Here is a 14515-nt window from a genome sequence, read left to right as displayed (position 1 = left end):
GGGGCGTTACCCGTCGGCTTCAAGGCCGGCCGGAGCACCCAATCCAAGCCGGCGTCCGTGGAGGCCGGCCCCGGCAGTCTGCGATGCGGACCGCCACCCACGCAAGCGCATCGCCGCAACACTGCGGACCGCGCGCGGACAGCCAAGCCGATGAGCGACAAGCCCTTAACCGATATTTCCTTTGCGTCATTCGACCTGCATCCGGCCCTGTTGGCCGGGCTGGAAGGCGCCGGGTTCTCCCGCATGACCCCGATCCAGGCGCTGACCCTGCCGATCGCCCTCAAGGGCGGCGACGTGGCCGGCCAGGCGCAGACCGGCACCGGCAAGACGCTGGCGTTCCTGGTGGCGGTGATGAACCGCCTGCTGACCCGCCCGGCGCTGGCCGACCGCAAGCCGGAGGACCCGCGCGCGCTGATCCTGGCGCCCACCCGCGAGCTGGCCATCCAGATCCACAAGGATGCGGTCAAGTTCGGCAGCGACTTGGGGCTGAAGTTCGCCCTGGTGTACGGCGGCGTGGACTACGACAAGCAGCGCGAGATCCTGCAGAAGGGCGCCGATGTCATCATCGCCACGCCCGGCCGCCTGATCGACTACGTCAAGCAGCACAAGGTGGTCAGCCTGCACGCCTGCGAGATGTGCGTGCTGGACGAAGCCGACCGCATGTTCGACCTGGGCTTCATCAAGGACATCCGCTTCCTGCTGCGCCGCATGCCCGAGCGCACCACCCGACAGACGCTGCTGTTCTCGGCCACGCTCTCGCACCGCGTGCTGGAGCTGGCCTACGAGCACATGAACGAGCCGGAAAAGCTGGTCGTCGAGGCCGAGACCATCACTGCCGCCCGCGTGCGCCAGCGGCTGTACTACCCGGCCGACGAAGAGAAGATCCCGCTGCTGATCGGCCTGCTGTCGCGCAGCGAGGGCGCCCGCACCATGGTGTTCGTGAACACCAAGGCGTTCGTCGAACGCGTGGCGCGCGCGCTGGAGAAGGCCGGCTACCGGGTCGGCGTGCTGTCGGGCGACGTGCCGCAGAAGAAGCGCGAGACGCTGCTCAAGCGCTTCCAGGCCGGCCAGCTGGAACTGCTGGTGGCCACGGACGTGGCCGCGCGCGGCCTGCACATCGACGGCGTGTCGCACGTGTTCAACTTCGACCTGCCGTTCGATGCCGAGGACTACGTGCACCGCATCGGCCGCACGGCGCGACTGGGCGCCGAGGGTGACGCGATCAGCTTCGCCTGCGAGCGCTATGCCCAGGGCCTGCCGGACATCGAGGCGTACATCGAGCAGAAGATCCCGTCCGAGCCGGTCACCGCCGAGCTGTTGACCCCGTTGCCGCGCGCACCACGCGCGCTGCCGGAAGGCGTCGTGGACGAGGTCGAAGGCGAGGAGGCCGAGAGCATCGCCGGCATCTTCAAGGAGGCGCGCGAGCAGCGTGCGGCCGACGAGGAGCGCCGCGGCGGTGGTCGTAGCCGCAGTGGCGGCGGTCGCAGCGGCGGCCGCGAGGGCGGACGCCGAGAGGGTGGCCGGGGCGAGGGCGGTGGCCATGCCGGCCGTCCGCGCCGCGAGGCCGGCGAAGGCCAAGCGCCGCGCACCCCCCGTCCGCCGCGTCCCGAGCCCAATCCGGCGGTGCAGGCTGCGCCCGGCGCGGTGGAAGGCGCCGAGGGCGAGCGTCCGGCGCGCAAGCGTCGCCGCCGCCGGGGCGGTCGTCGCATCGACGGGGCCGAAGGCGCCGTGGCCAGCGAAGGCCAGGCCGCCGCTTCGACCGCCGCGCCGCGCGCGTCCGGCAAGCCCAACCACGTGCCGGCCACCAAGCCAGAGCGCCCGGCGGCGCCGGCCAAGCCCGGCCTGCTGGAGCGCATTGGCCGCGGACTGAAGGCGCTGGTGACCCGCGCGCCGCGTTCCCAGCACTGAGCGCCGCCTGCGCGTGCCGCGACCACGGGTCACGGCACGCGTCGCTGGCCGCCATTGCCACGGTAATCCCCGACGCCGGCCTCGTGCCGGCGTCGTCGTTTCCGCGCGCGATGCAGGGAATGCGACGCGCGCCCCTGTTGGCGGGCATTGGCGACACGGTCAACGCTGGTCATCGCCGCGCTGGCCGCCGATACTGGTCGCCATTGAAACATTCCGGCGAACGATGAGCGTCCTCCGCTTCGACAACGTCAGCAAGCAATACGGTGGTGGCCACACTGCCCTGAGCGAGGTCAGCTTCGACGTGGCGGCCGGCGACATGTTGTTCGTCACCGGCCATTCCGGCGCGGGCAAGAGCACGCTGCTCAAGCTCATCCACCTCAGCGAGCGCCCGAGCCGCGGCGCGGTGCTGTTCCGGGAGAAAAACCTGCTGAAGGCGCGCGGCAACAAGGTCGCCCTGCACCGCCGCGACGTGGGCGTGGTTTACCAGGACCATCGCCTGCTGGCCGACCGCAGCGTGGCCGACAACGTGGCGCTGCCGCTGCTGCTGCGCGGCCTGCGCCGCGGCGACATCGCCAAGCGCGTGCGCGTCGTGCTCGAGCGGGTGGGGCTGGGCGCACGCGCGAATGCGCTGCCCACGCAACTGTCGGCCGGCGAGCAGCAGCGCGTGGGCATTGCGCGTGCGGTGGTGGCCGAACCGGCGTTGCTGGTGGCCGACGAGCCCACCGGCAACCTCGACCCGACGCTGTCGGCGGAGATCATGGCGTTATTTGAAAGCCTGCCCGAGCGCGGCACCAGCGTGCTGGTCGCCAGCCACGACCTGGGGCTGGTGAAGCGGATGAAGAAGCGCGTGCTGGTGCTCAACCAGGGCCGGCTGGTGGACGACATCCGTCCGGAGGACCTGGCCGAATGAGCACAGCCAAAGCCCCATTGCCGGCCGGCGGAACGCAATCGCGGGTGGGCGCGTGGTTCGACCACCACGTCTACAGTCTGGTCGCCAGCGTGGGCCGCATGTTGCGCAAGCCGTGGGCCACGCTGCTCACGGTGGGCGTGATGGCCGTGGCCCTGGCCCTGCCGCTGGGGCTGTGGGCGGCGCTCCAGAACGTGCAGCGTTTTGCCGGCGACGTGCAGCAGGCGCGGCAGATCAGCGTGTTCCTCAAGCCGGAGGTGTCGGGTGCGCGCGCGGCCGAGCTTGCGAGGCAGTGGGGTGGACGCGAGGACGTCGCGGCCGTCGAGCACCACACGCCGGAGCAGGGCCTGGCCGAATTGCGCGAGCGCAGCGGCCTGACCGACGTGCTGGCCGGCGTCGACGGCAATCCGCTGCCGCACCTGCTGCTGGTCACGCCCAAGGGCGACGAGGCGCTGGTCGCCGCCGCACTGGGCGATCTGCCTGAGACCGACCTGGTGCAGCACGACGCCGCCTGGCGGCAGCGCCTGGATGGCTGGTTGCGGTTCGGCGGCCGTTTTGCGCTGGTGCTCGCGGCGCTGCTGGGCTTGGGCGCGCTGCTGGTGGTGGGCAACACCGTGCGGCTGGACATCCAGTCGCGGCGCGAGGAGATCGGCGTACTGCAACTGCTGGGCGCGACGGATGGGTTCGTCCGCCGCCCGTTCTTGTACCTGGGCGCGAGCTACGGCTTGGTGGCGGGTGCGCTGGCGCTGGCGCTGCTGACCGCGGCCGACCTGGCCCTGGCCGCTCCGCTGTCCGAACTGGCGGCCAGTTACGGCAGCCGGTTCGCACTTGAAGGCTTCAACCTCGCGCAGGCGGCGGGCATTGTCCTGGGCGCCGGTGCGCTGGGCTGGCTGGGCGCCGGCCTAGTCGCCGGCCACTACCTGCGCCAGACCCGGTCAGGCATCTGAACATGGACAACACCGACCTGCGTCATCTCGACGACACGGCCACGCGGGTGATGGTGGTCGATGGTTCGAAGCTGGTCCGCAAGCTCATCGGCGACGTGCTCGCGCGCGAATTGCCGGGCGTGCAGCTGGTGTCCTGCGGCAGCATCGCCGAGGCCAAGGCCGCGCTGGCCGAAGGGCCGGTGAACCTGGTCACCACGTCGCTGGTGTTGCCCGATGGCGATGGCATTGCGCTGGCGCGCGCGGTGCGCGAGGCGGCGGGACAGGCGTACGTGCCGGTGATCGTGGTGTCCGGCGAGGCGCAGTCGCACCTGGAATTGCGGCGATTCACCGAGGACGTCACCGACTATTTCGACAAGTCCCTCGGTCACCACGCGCTGGCCACCTTCATCCGCGGTTACGTGCATCCGCAGGTGATCCCGGGCGCGCGCGTGCTGTACGTGGAGGACAGCAAGGTCGTGGCCATCGCGACCAAGCGCATGCTGGAGCGCCATGGCCTGGCCGTGCTGCATTTCGTCGGCGTGGAAGAAGCGCTCGGCCACCTGGAGGCGCACCGCGGCCAGGACGATATCGGCGCCGATGTCGTGCTCACCGACGTTTACTTGAAGGGCGTGCTGCAGGCGGGCGATTTGCTGCATCGCGTGCGCAACGTGTACGGGTACGGCAAGCGCCGGTTGCCGGTGCTGGTGATGACGGGCGAGGCCAACCGTGAGCGCCAGACCGCGTTGTTGCGCGAGGGCGCCAACGATCTGGTGCTCAAGCCGGTGGAGGAGCGCCTGCTGATCACCAAGACGCTGTTCCAGTTGCGGTTGGCGCGGCTGCCGGAGCAGGGGGCGTTTGATGCTTGAGGCCGTGTCGCAAGCGTCCGTGAGGGCCAAGCCCTCTCAAGTCGCTCCCCGTTACACGCTTTGTTGAGAGGGCTTGGCCCTCACGGACGCCCTCCGACGTGACTGAAGATCGCATCAAGCTTGAGCCCTCGTGGAAAGAGCGGGTGGGCGACTGGTTGCAGCGCGACGAGATGCAGGCGCTGTCGGCGTTCCTGCGTGAGCGCAAAGCGCGTGGGGTGGAGGTGTACCCACCGGGGCCGAACATCTTCGCCGCGTTCGATGCCACGCCCTTCGACCGGGTCAAGGTGGTGGTGCTGGGGCAGGATCCGTACCACGGGCCGGGGCAGGCGCATGGGCTGTGTTTCTCGGTGCAGCCGGGCGTGGACGTGCCGCCGTCGCTGCTCAACATCTACAAGGAAATCGAGCGCGACGTGGGCGTGCGCCGACCCGACCACGGTTGCCTGCTGCCCTGGGCGCGGCAGGGCGTGCTGCTGCTCAATGCGGTGCTGACGGTGGAGGCGGGCAAGGCCGGGAGCCACCAGGGCAAGGGCTGGGAGGGGTTCACCGACCACGTGGTGGAAACCCTCAACCGCGAGCGCGAGGGACTGGTGTTCCTGCTGTGGGGCAGCTATGCGCAGGCCAAGGGCAAGGTCATCGATCCGCGCCGACACAAGGTGCTGAAAGCGCCGCACCCCTCGCCGTTGTCGGCGCACCGCGGGTTCATGGGCTGTGGGCATTTCTCCGCCGCCAACGAGTACCTGACGCGTCGCGGGCAGGCGCCGATCGACTGGGCGTTGCCGCCGCGTTCGGCGCTGGGGTGACAACGGTTGCAGCGGTGACCGTTGCGGCGGAAACGGCCGAACCATCGCGGCCTCCAACGTGGACAATGTAAGGCCCGCTTCGCAAGGCAGTCCCATGGCAGTGGCCGGCACCCTTGGCATCCTCGGTTATGGCCGTTTCGGTCAGGCATTGGCCGGCTTGCTGGACGCGCAGGGCTACCGCTGGATGGCGCACGATCCGGTGGCCGCCGTGCCTGCGTCGCACGCCGTGGCATCGCCCGAAGCGTTGGCCGCACAAGCGGACGTGCTGATCATCGCGGTGCCGGTATCGCGCTTCGAGGCGGCGCTGCGCGCGCTGCGGCCGTCCCTGCGGCCGCACCACACCGTCATCGACGTGGCGAGCGTGAAGCAGGGCCCGTGCGAGATGATGGAGGCGGTGCTCGGAAGCGAGATCCCGCACGCGGGGGCGCATCCGCTGTTCGGGCCCTTGAGCATCGCGCGCGCGGAGCCGCTGCGCACGGTGGTGTGCCCCAGTGCGCTGCACCCGACGGCAGCCGATCGCGCGGAGGCGTTGTTCCGCCGGCTGGGCAGCGAGGTTGCGCGACAGTCGCCCGAGGCGCACGACCGCTTCATGGCGCAGACCCATGCAATGGCGTTCTTCATTGCCAAGGGGCTGCTCGACCTGGGCGTGGGCGACGACCTGCGCTGGGCACCGCCGAGCTTTGCCGCGTTGGCGGCCTCGATTGCCGCGGTGCGTGCCGACGCCGGTCACCTGTTCCGCGCGATCCAGAATGACAACCCCTACGCCGCGCAGACGCGACGCCAGTTCATCGAGGCGTTGCAGCAGATCGACGGACGCATTGCCGACAGTGGCGCGGACGGCCCGGCGCAGCAGGCGTCGCTGCTGGCCATCCCGGACCTGGGCCAGCAGTCGCCGGCGTTGCGCGAAGTGCGTGAGCACATCGACGAGTTGGACCGTGAGCTGGTCGACCTGCTGCGCCGGCGCCGCGAGTTGAGCACGCGCGCGGCCGCGGCCAAGCGCGCACTCGGCGCGCCCGTGCTGGATGCCACGCGCGAGACCGACCTGATGCGCGATCGCGCGCAGTGGGCGGAAACTGCGGGGCTCGATGCCGACACCGTGCAGGCCCTGTTCCGCGAAATCCTCGGAATGAGCCGGCGGGCGCAGGGCGAAGCCGGCAATCCGCCGCGCGCGGGCTGAAAACGTATGCACCCGTCCGCGGCAGGCGCGGCGGTTACCCTTGGTGTCCAACGCCGCGCGCCGCGCGGTGAAGTGCAATGCACGCAAGCGGACGGAAAGGGCGCATGGGCAAGCCATCAGACGGACTGGCATTGATTGCCGACATTGGCGGCACCAACGCACGTTTCGCATTGACCGACCTGTCCGCGCCGCAGCCCGCGCTGCTGCAGTCACGCGCATTGTGCAACGCCGAGTTCGCCAGTCTGCAGCACGCAGCCGAGCATTACCTGGATGGCATTGGCGTCCGCCCGCGTCGCGCCGCGATCGCCGTGGCCTCGCCGGTGGCGGCCGACGAGATCCGGTTGACCAACCGCGCCTGGTCGTTCAGCCGCAGCGAACTGCAACGCACGCTGGGCCTGGACGAACTGCGCGTGCTCAACGACTTTGGCGCCGTGGCCTGGGCGATTCCGGCGCTGGCGCCGCAGGATTGCGTCGCGCTCTACGGACCGGCGATGGCGCCGTTGCGCGGGCCGGTCAGCGTGTTGGGCCCGGGGACCGGGTTTGGCGTGGCGCTGCTGGTCGGCGATGCGCAGCGTGGCTGGCAGCCTGTGGAAACCGAAGGCGGCCACGTGACGCTCGCGCCGATCGGTGAAGAGGAACACGCCATCGTGCGCTGGATGGATGCACAGCACGGACGCACGTCGCACGAACGGGTGTTGTCCGGCGCAGGCCTGGCCCAGTTGGACGCCGCCCTGCGGGGCGTGGCACCGACGCCGGGCGCCACGCCGCCCGGGGTGCGGGATCCGGCGGACATCGTGGCCGCTGCGCTTGAGGGGCATGACGTGGCGGCACGGCGCGCGCTGGCGCGCTTCTGCGCGATCCTCGGCAGCGTGGCGGGTGACGCGGCGTTGATGCATGGCGCGCGCACGCTGGTGATCGCCGGCGGCATTGTTCCGAGGTTCGTGCCGTTCCTGCGCAGCAGCGCGTTTCGCGAGCGCTTTCTGGCGAAGGGGCGGTTCGCGGCCTACCTCGAGTCGGTGTCGGTGAATGTGGTGACGCATCCGCATCCGGGGTTGCTGGGCGCGGCCGTGGCGTTGCGCGGCGCGCCGTAACCAGCTCGCGTCACGGCGGACGCATCGTCCCCAAATGCGAGACAAGAAAAAACCCTTGCCGGGCGAGGCCGGCAAGGGTTTGGGTAACACCGGTCGCAGTCGTCAGAACTTGTAGTTCACGCCGAGCAGGTAGGTGCGGCCCCACTCGATGCGCTCGAGCGGGCGGTCCTTGGTGCCGGCGTAGGTCTCATACGCTTCGTTGGTGAGGTTGCTGACCTGGAACAGCAGGCTCAGGCCGGCCATCGAGCTGCCCTCGCCGAAGGTATAGCCCACCTGTGCATCGGTGATGTTCTCGCCGACCACGTAACGCAGCGTGCGATTGCCGGCGAAGTTGCCGATCTCGCCGATGAAGTCCGAACGCTTGCGCTGGTTGATGCGCGCTTCGAACCCGCTGCGCTCGTAGTACGCGGTCAGGTTGTACACGCGATCCGACAGGCCCGGCAGGCTGATGTCACCGCCGCCGACGCTGCTCGCGCTTTCGGGGTCGCGGATCTTGATGTTGCTGTCGTTGAAGCTGGCGCTGGCCACCACGCCGAAGCCTTCGAGCGCGTTGGAGAACAGGTTCAGCGGCAGCGAGGCCGTCAGCTCCACGCCGCGCAGCGTGCCGCCCTCGCCATTCATCGGCATGGTGAAGTCACCGATGGCCTGGGCCGGTTGGGTGCCCGGCGGCGGCACGTAGTCGGCCACGAAATCAGAGAAGTCGTAGTCGTCGCGCGTCTGGGTGTAGATGTAGGTCTTCAGGTCCTTGTAGAAGAATGCGGCGGCCACGTAGGCCTTGGTGCCGAAGTACTTCTCGTAGGAGATGTCGAACGCATTGGCGCGCCACGGATCCAGCTGCGGGTTGCCGCCGCTGCCGCCGGGACGGCCGGTCGCGGTGTTGACGCCGAATTCCAGCGAGGCGCGCATCTGGTCGACGCGCGGGCGTGCGACCTGTTCAGCCAAGGCCACGCGCACGGTCTGCTCGTTGGCGAGCATGAAGGCCAGGTTCATGCTGGGCAGCACGTCGGTGTAGGTCGCGCCGTCCTCAAACGGCTGCACGTTGCTGCCGGCGGGCTGGGTGCTGTCCCAGTAGTTGGCATTCGAGGACTGGTCGACGTGCTGGACCTGGACGCCGATGTTGCCGCGCACCGGGACCGAGCCCCAGTCGGTGTCGATGTTCGCGCGCACGTAGCCGGTGCTGATTTCCTCGTTCACCGTCCACGCCTTCGGGATCAGGTACGAGAGGTCCTCGACGGGATTGAAGGTCATGTAGCGCGCGACGGCGGCCGGCACGTTCCACGACGGGATCTTGCCGACGCCGGCGAACCCGAGGTCCACCAGGCCGTACTGCAGGTCGTCGCCAATGCTGGTGATGCCCTGCGCGCCGAGCAGGATCGCGCCTTCAGGCTGGCGCTTGGCCTTCTCGCGGTCGGCGTAGTTCAGACCGAGGTCGATGTCGGACAACCAGCCCAGGGCCTCGGGGGCGGGCACGGTGAGGGCCAGCCTGACGCCGCGCAGCTCGTCTTCCACGCGCGGGGTCTTGCCGTAACCGGAGCCGTAGATGGTGTTGGCCAGGTAGAGCGCGCCCGGATTGGAGTAGTCCAGGCCCGGGACCAGCTGCGAGAAGTCGCCGCTGCGGAACGTCAGTGCGATCGAATCCAGTTGCGGCGCCGGCAGCAGCTGGGTGTTGTTCTCCAGGCTGGTCTCGTCGCGATCGGCCTTGGAGTAGCTGATGTCCGCGACCAGACGGGCCTGGCCGATGTTGAACTCGTTGGCCCAGCCGAACGCGTTGATCTTGTCCTCGCGACGGTTGTACATGCCGCGCACCAACGGGTACACGCCGCTGGCGACGCCGCCGGTGAAGCTGCCGTTCTCGTTCACCTCGACGTCGGTGAGGCTGAGCCCCGGCGAGTAGCCGCCGTTGTAGCCACCGATGTGCACTTCGAACTGGTTGGCGGTGTCGACCTGCTCGGCCTGCGAGTGGAACAGGTCCAGCGTGCTCGTCCAGGCGTTGGAGGGACGGAACTGCAGCGTGGCCATCACGCCGTCACGCTTGATGTTGCCGGTGCGACGCAGTGCCTTGATGCCGTCGGAGTAGTAGGTGCCCGCGGGCACGCCCGGGCGCCAGCCTTCGCCGACGGCCTGCCAGGGCTCGTACAGGCCGACCTGGTTTTCCTGGATCGGCGTGTCGGAGTGCGAGTAGCCGATCGAGAAGCCGAACCGGCGGTCGGCCGACTGGTCGATGTAGCTGGCATTGAAGCGGTTGCCGTTGGCATCCGTGTCCGCGGCCGAGCCCAGCGAGTTGTGCTGCAGGCGGCCGCTGACCGAGATGACGCGCTCGCCGAAGTTCAGCGGTCGCACGGTCTGCATGTCCAGGGTGCCCGACAGGCCCTGGCCGACGAGCCCAGCATCGGGGGTCTTGTACACGGTGACGCCGCTGACCAACTCGGAGGGGTACTGGTCGAACTCGACGCTGCGGTTGTCGCCGGTGCTGACCATCTCGCGGCCGTTGAGCAGCGTGGTGGCGAAGTCAGGCGACAGGCCGCGCACGCTGATCACCTGTGCACGACCGGCCACGCGCTGGGCGGCCAGGCCGGGCAGGCGCGCGATCGACTCAGCGATGCTGACGTCCGGCAGCTTGCCGATGTCCTCGGCCGACACCGCTTCGACGATGGAGGTGGATTCACGCTTCACCGAGATCGCACTCTCGATACCCGCGCGGATGCCGGTGACGGTGACCTTTTCCAGCGTGCGTGCGTCTTCGGATGCCGCGTCCGGCGTGGCGTCGCTCTGCTTTTCCTGGGCGCCGTCGGTGACGGTCTGCGCCTGGACGCCCGCAGCCACCAGCATCGTCGCCGACGCCAGTGCCACGCTGAGCAAGTTGCGCTTGAGCTTCAACATTTCCCCCTCCACTTGAACTCGATCATGTTCTGTTGCGGTCCGCCCTCGTCGTATGCGCGCGGGCTGGTCCCGGTCTGGCTGGATGGTTCCCCCAACTCCAGCGTGGATCGATGGTAGTCCCGCGCACCGGCGCACAAATCGGGCTGCATACGTATTCATGGCGAATGGATGCACAAGCCGTCACGCTTGAGCGGGGCGGATGGAATAGTGGCCCGGTCGCCGATCATGGCCCGGTGGGGCGCGGAGGTTTTCCGGATGCGTGCAGCGTGGCTTGGGTGGTGCCTGGCGGGGATCGCCGGCGTCGTGTCGGCGCAGCCGGCGGCGGCGCAGCCGTCACGCGAGGCGGGCCCATTGCACGTGCCGTCGCCGGACTGGCGCGACCAGGTCATCTACTTCGCGATGATCGACCGTTTCGACGACGGTGATCCCGGCAACAACGACCAGGGCGAAGGCGAGTTCGATCCGGGTGACAGCCGCCGGTACAGCGGGGGTGACCTGCGCGGGCTGGCCCGGCGCCTGGATTACATCCGCGGCCTCGGGGCGACGGCGGTGTGGGTGACCCCGCCGGTCGCGCACCAGTGGTGGAACCGGGAGGCGGGCTATGGCGGGTATCACGGGTACTGGGGCGAGGACTTCAAGCGCGTCGACCCGCACTTCGGCACGCTGGACGACTACCGCGGACTGTCGCGTGCGCTGCACGCGCGCGGCATGTACCTGGTGCAGGACATCGTGGTGAACCACGGGGCCAATTACGGCGGCTACGAGGGCGGCTGGTCGGCGCGAAACCCGGCCGCGCATTTCGTCCTCCATCCCACGGCCAGTGGCCGCACGGCGCCGACGCAGTCACCGTTCGACCTGAACGACCCGCGGCGCAGGGCGCACCGCACAGCGGGGATCTACCACTGGACCCCGGACATCCGCGATTACGCGGACCCGGTGCAGGAACGTGATTGGCAGATGGCGGGGCTGGACGACCTGAACACGGACAACCCACGCGTGCGTGACGCGTTGCGTGACTCGTATGCGTTCTGGATCCGTGAAGCGGGCGTGGATGCCTTCCGGGTGGATACCGCGTTCTACGTGCCGCCTGCGTTCTTTGAGGATTTCCTCCATGCGCGGGACCGGCGCCATCCCGGCATCCTGCATGTCGCGCGCGCCACCGGACGTGAGCAGTTCCATGTGTTCGGCGAGGGCTTCGGCCTGGATCGACCCTACGAGGACTCACAGGCACGCAAGATCGATCGCTACATGCGCGACGGCAGCGGCCACGCGCGACTGCCGGGCATGCTCAATTTCCCGCTGTACGGCACGACGCTGGACGTGTTCAGCCGAGGCCATTCACCGGCGGAGCTCGCCCACCGCATCGCCAGCGTCATGCGCGTGCATGCGCGGCCGCACCTGATGCCCAGTTTCATCGACAACCACGACGTCGATCGTTTCCTGGCCAGCGGCACCGTGTCGGGCCTGAAACAGGCACTGCTGATGCTGATGACGCTGCCGGGCATTCCCACGATCTACTACGGCACGGAGCAGGGCTTCACGCAGCCGCGTGCGGCGATGTTCGCCATTGGTTTCGGCGCGCAGGCGCGGGATCATTTCGACATGGATGCACCGCTGTACCGTTACCTGCAGCAGGTCATTGCGCTGCGCCGCGGGCATCGCGTGTTCTCGCGCGGCCAGCCCGAGGTGCTGCAGGCCAATGCGGCCGGCCCCGGGGCGCTGGCGTACCGGATGCGCGGCGAAGGCGGCGACGCGCTGGTGGTGTTCAACACTTCCGATCGCGCCACGCTCGTCGACAACCTGGAGACCGGGCTGCCTGCCGGCAGCGTATTGCGCGGTGTGTTCGCCATCGACGCGGCGCCGCCGCCGTTGGTGGTGGGACAGGGCGGCAAGGTGACGCTGCACCTGCCCGCGCGCGCGGGTTACGTGTGGGCGCCGGATGCGCTGGGGCCTGAGGCGAATCCTCCGCTGCCGTCTTCGGCCAAGGGCGCCGACGTCGCGGGTGCCCCAGCCGGCGATGCGATCACGCATCGCCTCAGCCTCGATCCACTGCCGACGGATCCGCAATCCACGCCATTCACCGTGCGGGGCATCGCGCACCGCCGACGCGCGATTCATCTGGTCGTCGATGGCGACGTCGCGACGGCCCAGCGGGTCCCGGTCATGCGGGACGGCCACTGGCAGGCCACCCTACCCGTGGGCGGCGACGTTGACGCATCGGTGGTGCATCGCGTGGTGGCCTGGGATCCGGCCGATGGCAGCACCTCGATGGGACGGCCATTCCGCACCGCACCCACCTGGCGCCCGTTGGCGGACGTGACCGACCCCGCCGGTGATGACCACGGCCCGGACGGCCGCTACCGATACCCGACGGACCCGGGTTGGCAAGCGGCCGGTCGTGTGCTGGATCTCCGCCGGGTACGCGTGGCCGCCAATGGCGGTGCCCTGCAACTGGACGTGCAGATGGACACGCTCACCGCCGCGTGGAATCCCGCCCACGGCTTCGACCATGTGGCGTTGACCGTCTACGTGCAGTTGCCCGGCCAGCCGGGCGGGGCCACGGTGATGCCCCTGCAGGACGCCGACGTGCCCGATGGCATGCGCTGGCACTACCGCCTGCGGGTGCATGGCTGGTCAAACGTGCTGACCTCCGCGGAAGGGGCGTCCGCCGGGCACGAGGGCACCCCGGTGATGCCGTCGGCGCGCCTGACCGTGGACCGCGCCAACGCCACCGTGCGCCTGGCCTTGCCCGCAGCGGCGCTGGGCCATCCGCGCACATTGGATGGCGTGAAAGTGCACGTGACCACCTGGGATTACGACGCGGGCTATCGCGCGCTCACGCCGACTGGTGGGGCGATGCACTTCGGCGGCGGCGGTTCCGGCGCGCCGAAGGTGATGGACGCGGCGACCGTGTCCAGCGAATGACGCGCGGATCCGTGCACGCTTCCCGGCCGTCCGTCGGGAGGCTCGCTACACTGACCCTGCCTCCACGGATCCTGCCCATGCCACACGCCACGACGATGCCCTCCGTAATCCCTTCGCGCGCACCGCGGCGTCGCGGGGCCCTGCTGCTTGGGCTGGTGCTGGGATGCCTCTTCGCGCTGCCGGGTATCGCGCAGGAGCTGCGGGTGATGACGTTCAACGTGCGCTTGCCCACCGATGCCGATGGCGAGAATCGCTGGGCCCTGCGCCGCGAGCAGGTGGCGAAGCTGTTGGCGTCGCACCAGCCCGATGTCATCGGCACTCAGGAGCTGTACGCCGAGCAGGGGGATTACCTGGCCGCGCAGTTGCCCGGCTATGCGTGGTTTGGCGAGGGCCGTCGTGGCGGGGCGACGGATGAACACGTGGGCGTACTGTATCGCCACGATCGGTTGCGCGTGCTCGCGTCCGGGGACTTCTGGCTTTCGGACACGCCCGATGTGCCCGGCAGCATCACGTGGCAACACCTGTATCCGCGACTGGTGACGTGGGCGCTGTTCCAGCGCAAGGTCGATGGTCGTCGTTTCTACCTGTTCAACACCCACCTGCCCTACCGCGACGAAGACCAAGCGGCACGGCTGCGTGGCGTGCGCCTGCTGCGCGAGCGGATCGCGGCCTTGCCGCCCGAGGTGCCGGTGGTCGTCACCGGCGATTTCAACATCGGCGCCGACGACGAGGTGCATGCCACGCTGGTACCGCCGCTGCGTGACGCCTGGCGCGCCGCGCCGCGCACGGCGGGCCCCGCGGCCACCTTCCACGGCTTCACAGGCCAAGCGGACCGTCGGATCGACTGGATCCTGGTGCGCGGGTTCTCGGTGACGCACGCGACCACGGTGGATGCCCACGTTGCGCGCCGCTACCCCTCGGACCATTTCCCGGTCGTCGCTGACCTGGAGTGGGAAGACGCCGGGACTTCGGAAACCGTCAGCCCCTGACGCGCGCCGGGCGGACCCGGAGCCGGGCCGTGGCGCGTGTCCTGGG

Annotated in this window: 10 protein-coding genes; 9 read left to right on the top strand and 1 reads right to left on the bottom strand. The window is 69.4% G+C overall.

Annotation, left to right across the window (positions count from 1 at the left end; translation table 11 throughout):
* Nucleotides 1-150 precede the first annotated feature (150 nt).
* From rhlB to glk, 7 genes are all read left to right on the top strand, one after another.
* Nucleotides 151-1908, top strand: a complete 1758-nt coding sequence (gene rhlB, locus ACYVBS_RS03240; RefSeq protein ID WP_460821750.1) for an ATP-dependent RNA helicase RhlB — start codon at nt 151-153, stop codon at nt 1906-1908.
* Nucleotides 1909-2131: 223 nt separating this feature from the next.
* Nucleotides 2132-2818: a cell division ATP-binding protein FtsE gene (ftsE, locus tag ACYVBS_RS03235; RefSeq protein ID WP_460821748.1), complete on the top strand. Its 687-nt coding sequence runs from the start codon at nt 2132-2134 to the stop codon at nt 2816-2818.
* The gene (gene ftsX, locus ACYVBS_RS03230; RefSeq protein ID WP_460821747.1) at nt 2815-3762 is read left to right on the top strand and encodes a permease-like cell division protein FtsX; all 948 of its coding nucleotides are present in this window, start codon (nt 2815-2817) and stop codon (nt 3760-3762) included. Before ftsE ends, ftsX begins: the two co-directional genes overlap by 4 nt.
* Before the next feature lie 2 nt (nt 3763-3764).
* Nucleotides 3765-4607, top strand: coding sequence for a response regulator (locus ACYVBS_RS03225; RefSeq protein ID WP_460821746.1), 843 nt, complete (start codon nt 3765-3767; stop codon nt 4605-4607).
* Nucleotides 4608-4705: 98 nt separating this feature from the next.
* A complete protein-coding gene (gene ung, locus ACYVBS_RS03220) occupies nt 4706-5407 on the top strand; it encodes a uracil-DNA glycosylase (protein ID WP_460821744.1) in 702 nt (233 codons plus the stop codon).
* Between the two features lie 94 nt (nt 5408-5501).
* Complete coding sequence (locus tag ACYVBS_RS03215; protein ID WP_460821743.1) at nt 5502-6584, top strand: prephenate dehydrogenase/arogenate dehydrogenase family protein; 1083 nt, start codon at nt 5502-5504, stop codon at nt 6582-6584.
* Nucleotides 6585-6688: 104 nt separating this feature from the next.
* On the top strand, nt 6689-7675 hold the full coding sequence (glk, locus tag ACYVBS_RS03210) for a glucokinase (protein ID WP_460821741.1): 987 nt from the start codon (nt 6689-6691) through the stop codon (nt 7673-7675).
* Between the two features lie 102 nt (nt 7676-7777).
* Here the strand turns inward: glk and ACYVBS_RS03205 are convergent, their stop codons facing one another.
* On the bottom strand, nt 7778-10555 hold the full coding sequence (locus tag ACYVBS_RS03205; protein ID WP_460821739.1) for a TonB-dependent receptor: 2778 nt from the start codon (nt 10553-10555) through the stop codon (nt 7778-7780).
* Nucleotides 10556-10810: 255 nt separating this feature from the next.
* Here ACYVBS_RS03205 and ACYVBS_RS03200 point away from each other — a divergent pair, with 255 nt between their 5' ends.
* A complete protein-coding gene (locus ACYVBS_RS03200) occupies nt 10811-13480 on the top strand; it encodes an alpha-amylase family glycosyl hydrolase (protein WP_460821737.1) in 2670 nt (889 codons plus the stop codon).
* Between the two features lie 77 nt (nt 13481-13557).
* Nucleotides 13558-14469 (top strand): endonuclease/exonuclease/phosphatase family protein, encoded by a 912-nt coding sequence (locus ACYVBS_RS03195; protein ID WP_460821735.1) that lies wholly within the window; start codon nt 13558-13560, stop codon nt 14467-14469.
* The last annotated feature ends 46 nt before the right edge of the window (nt 14470-14515 follow it).

This window comes from Lysobacter olei (genome assembly GCF_054777355.1).
The sequence above is the reverse complement of the archived record's forward strand: the minus strand, read 5'-3'. Positions and strand labels throughout refer to the sequence as shown.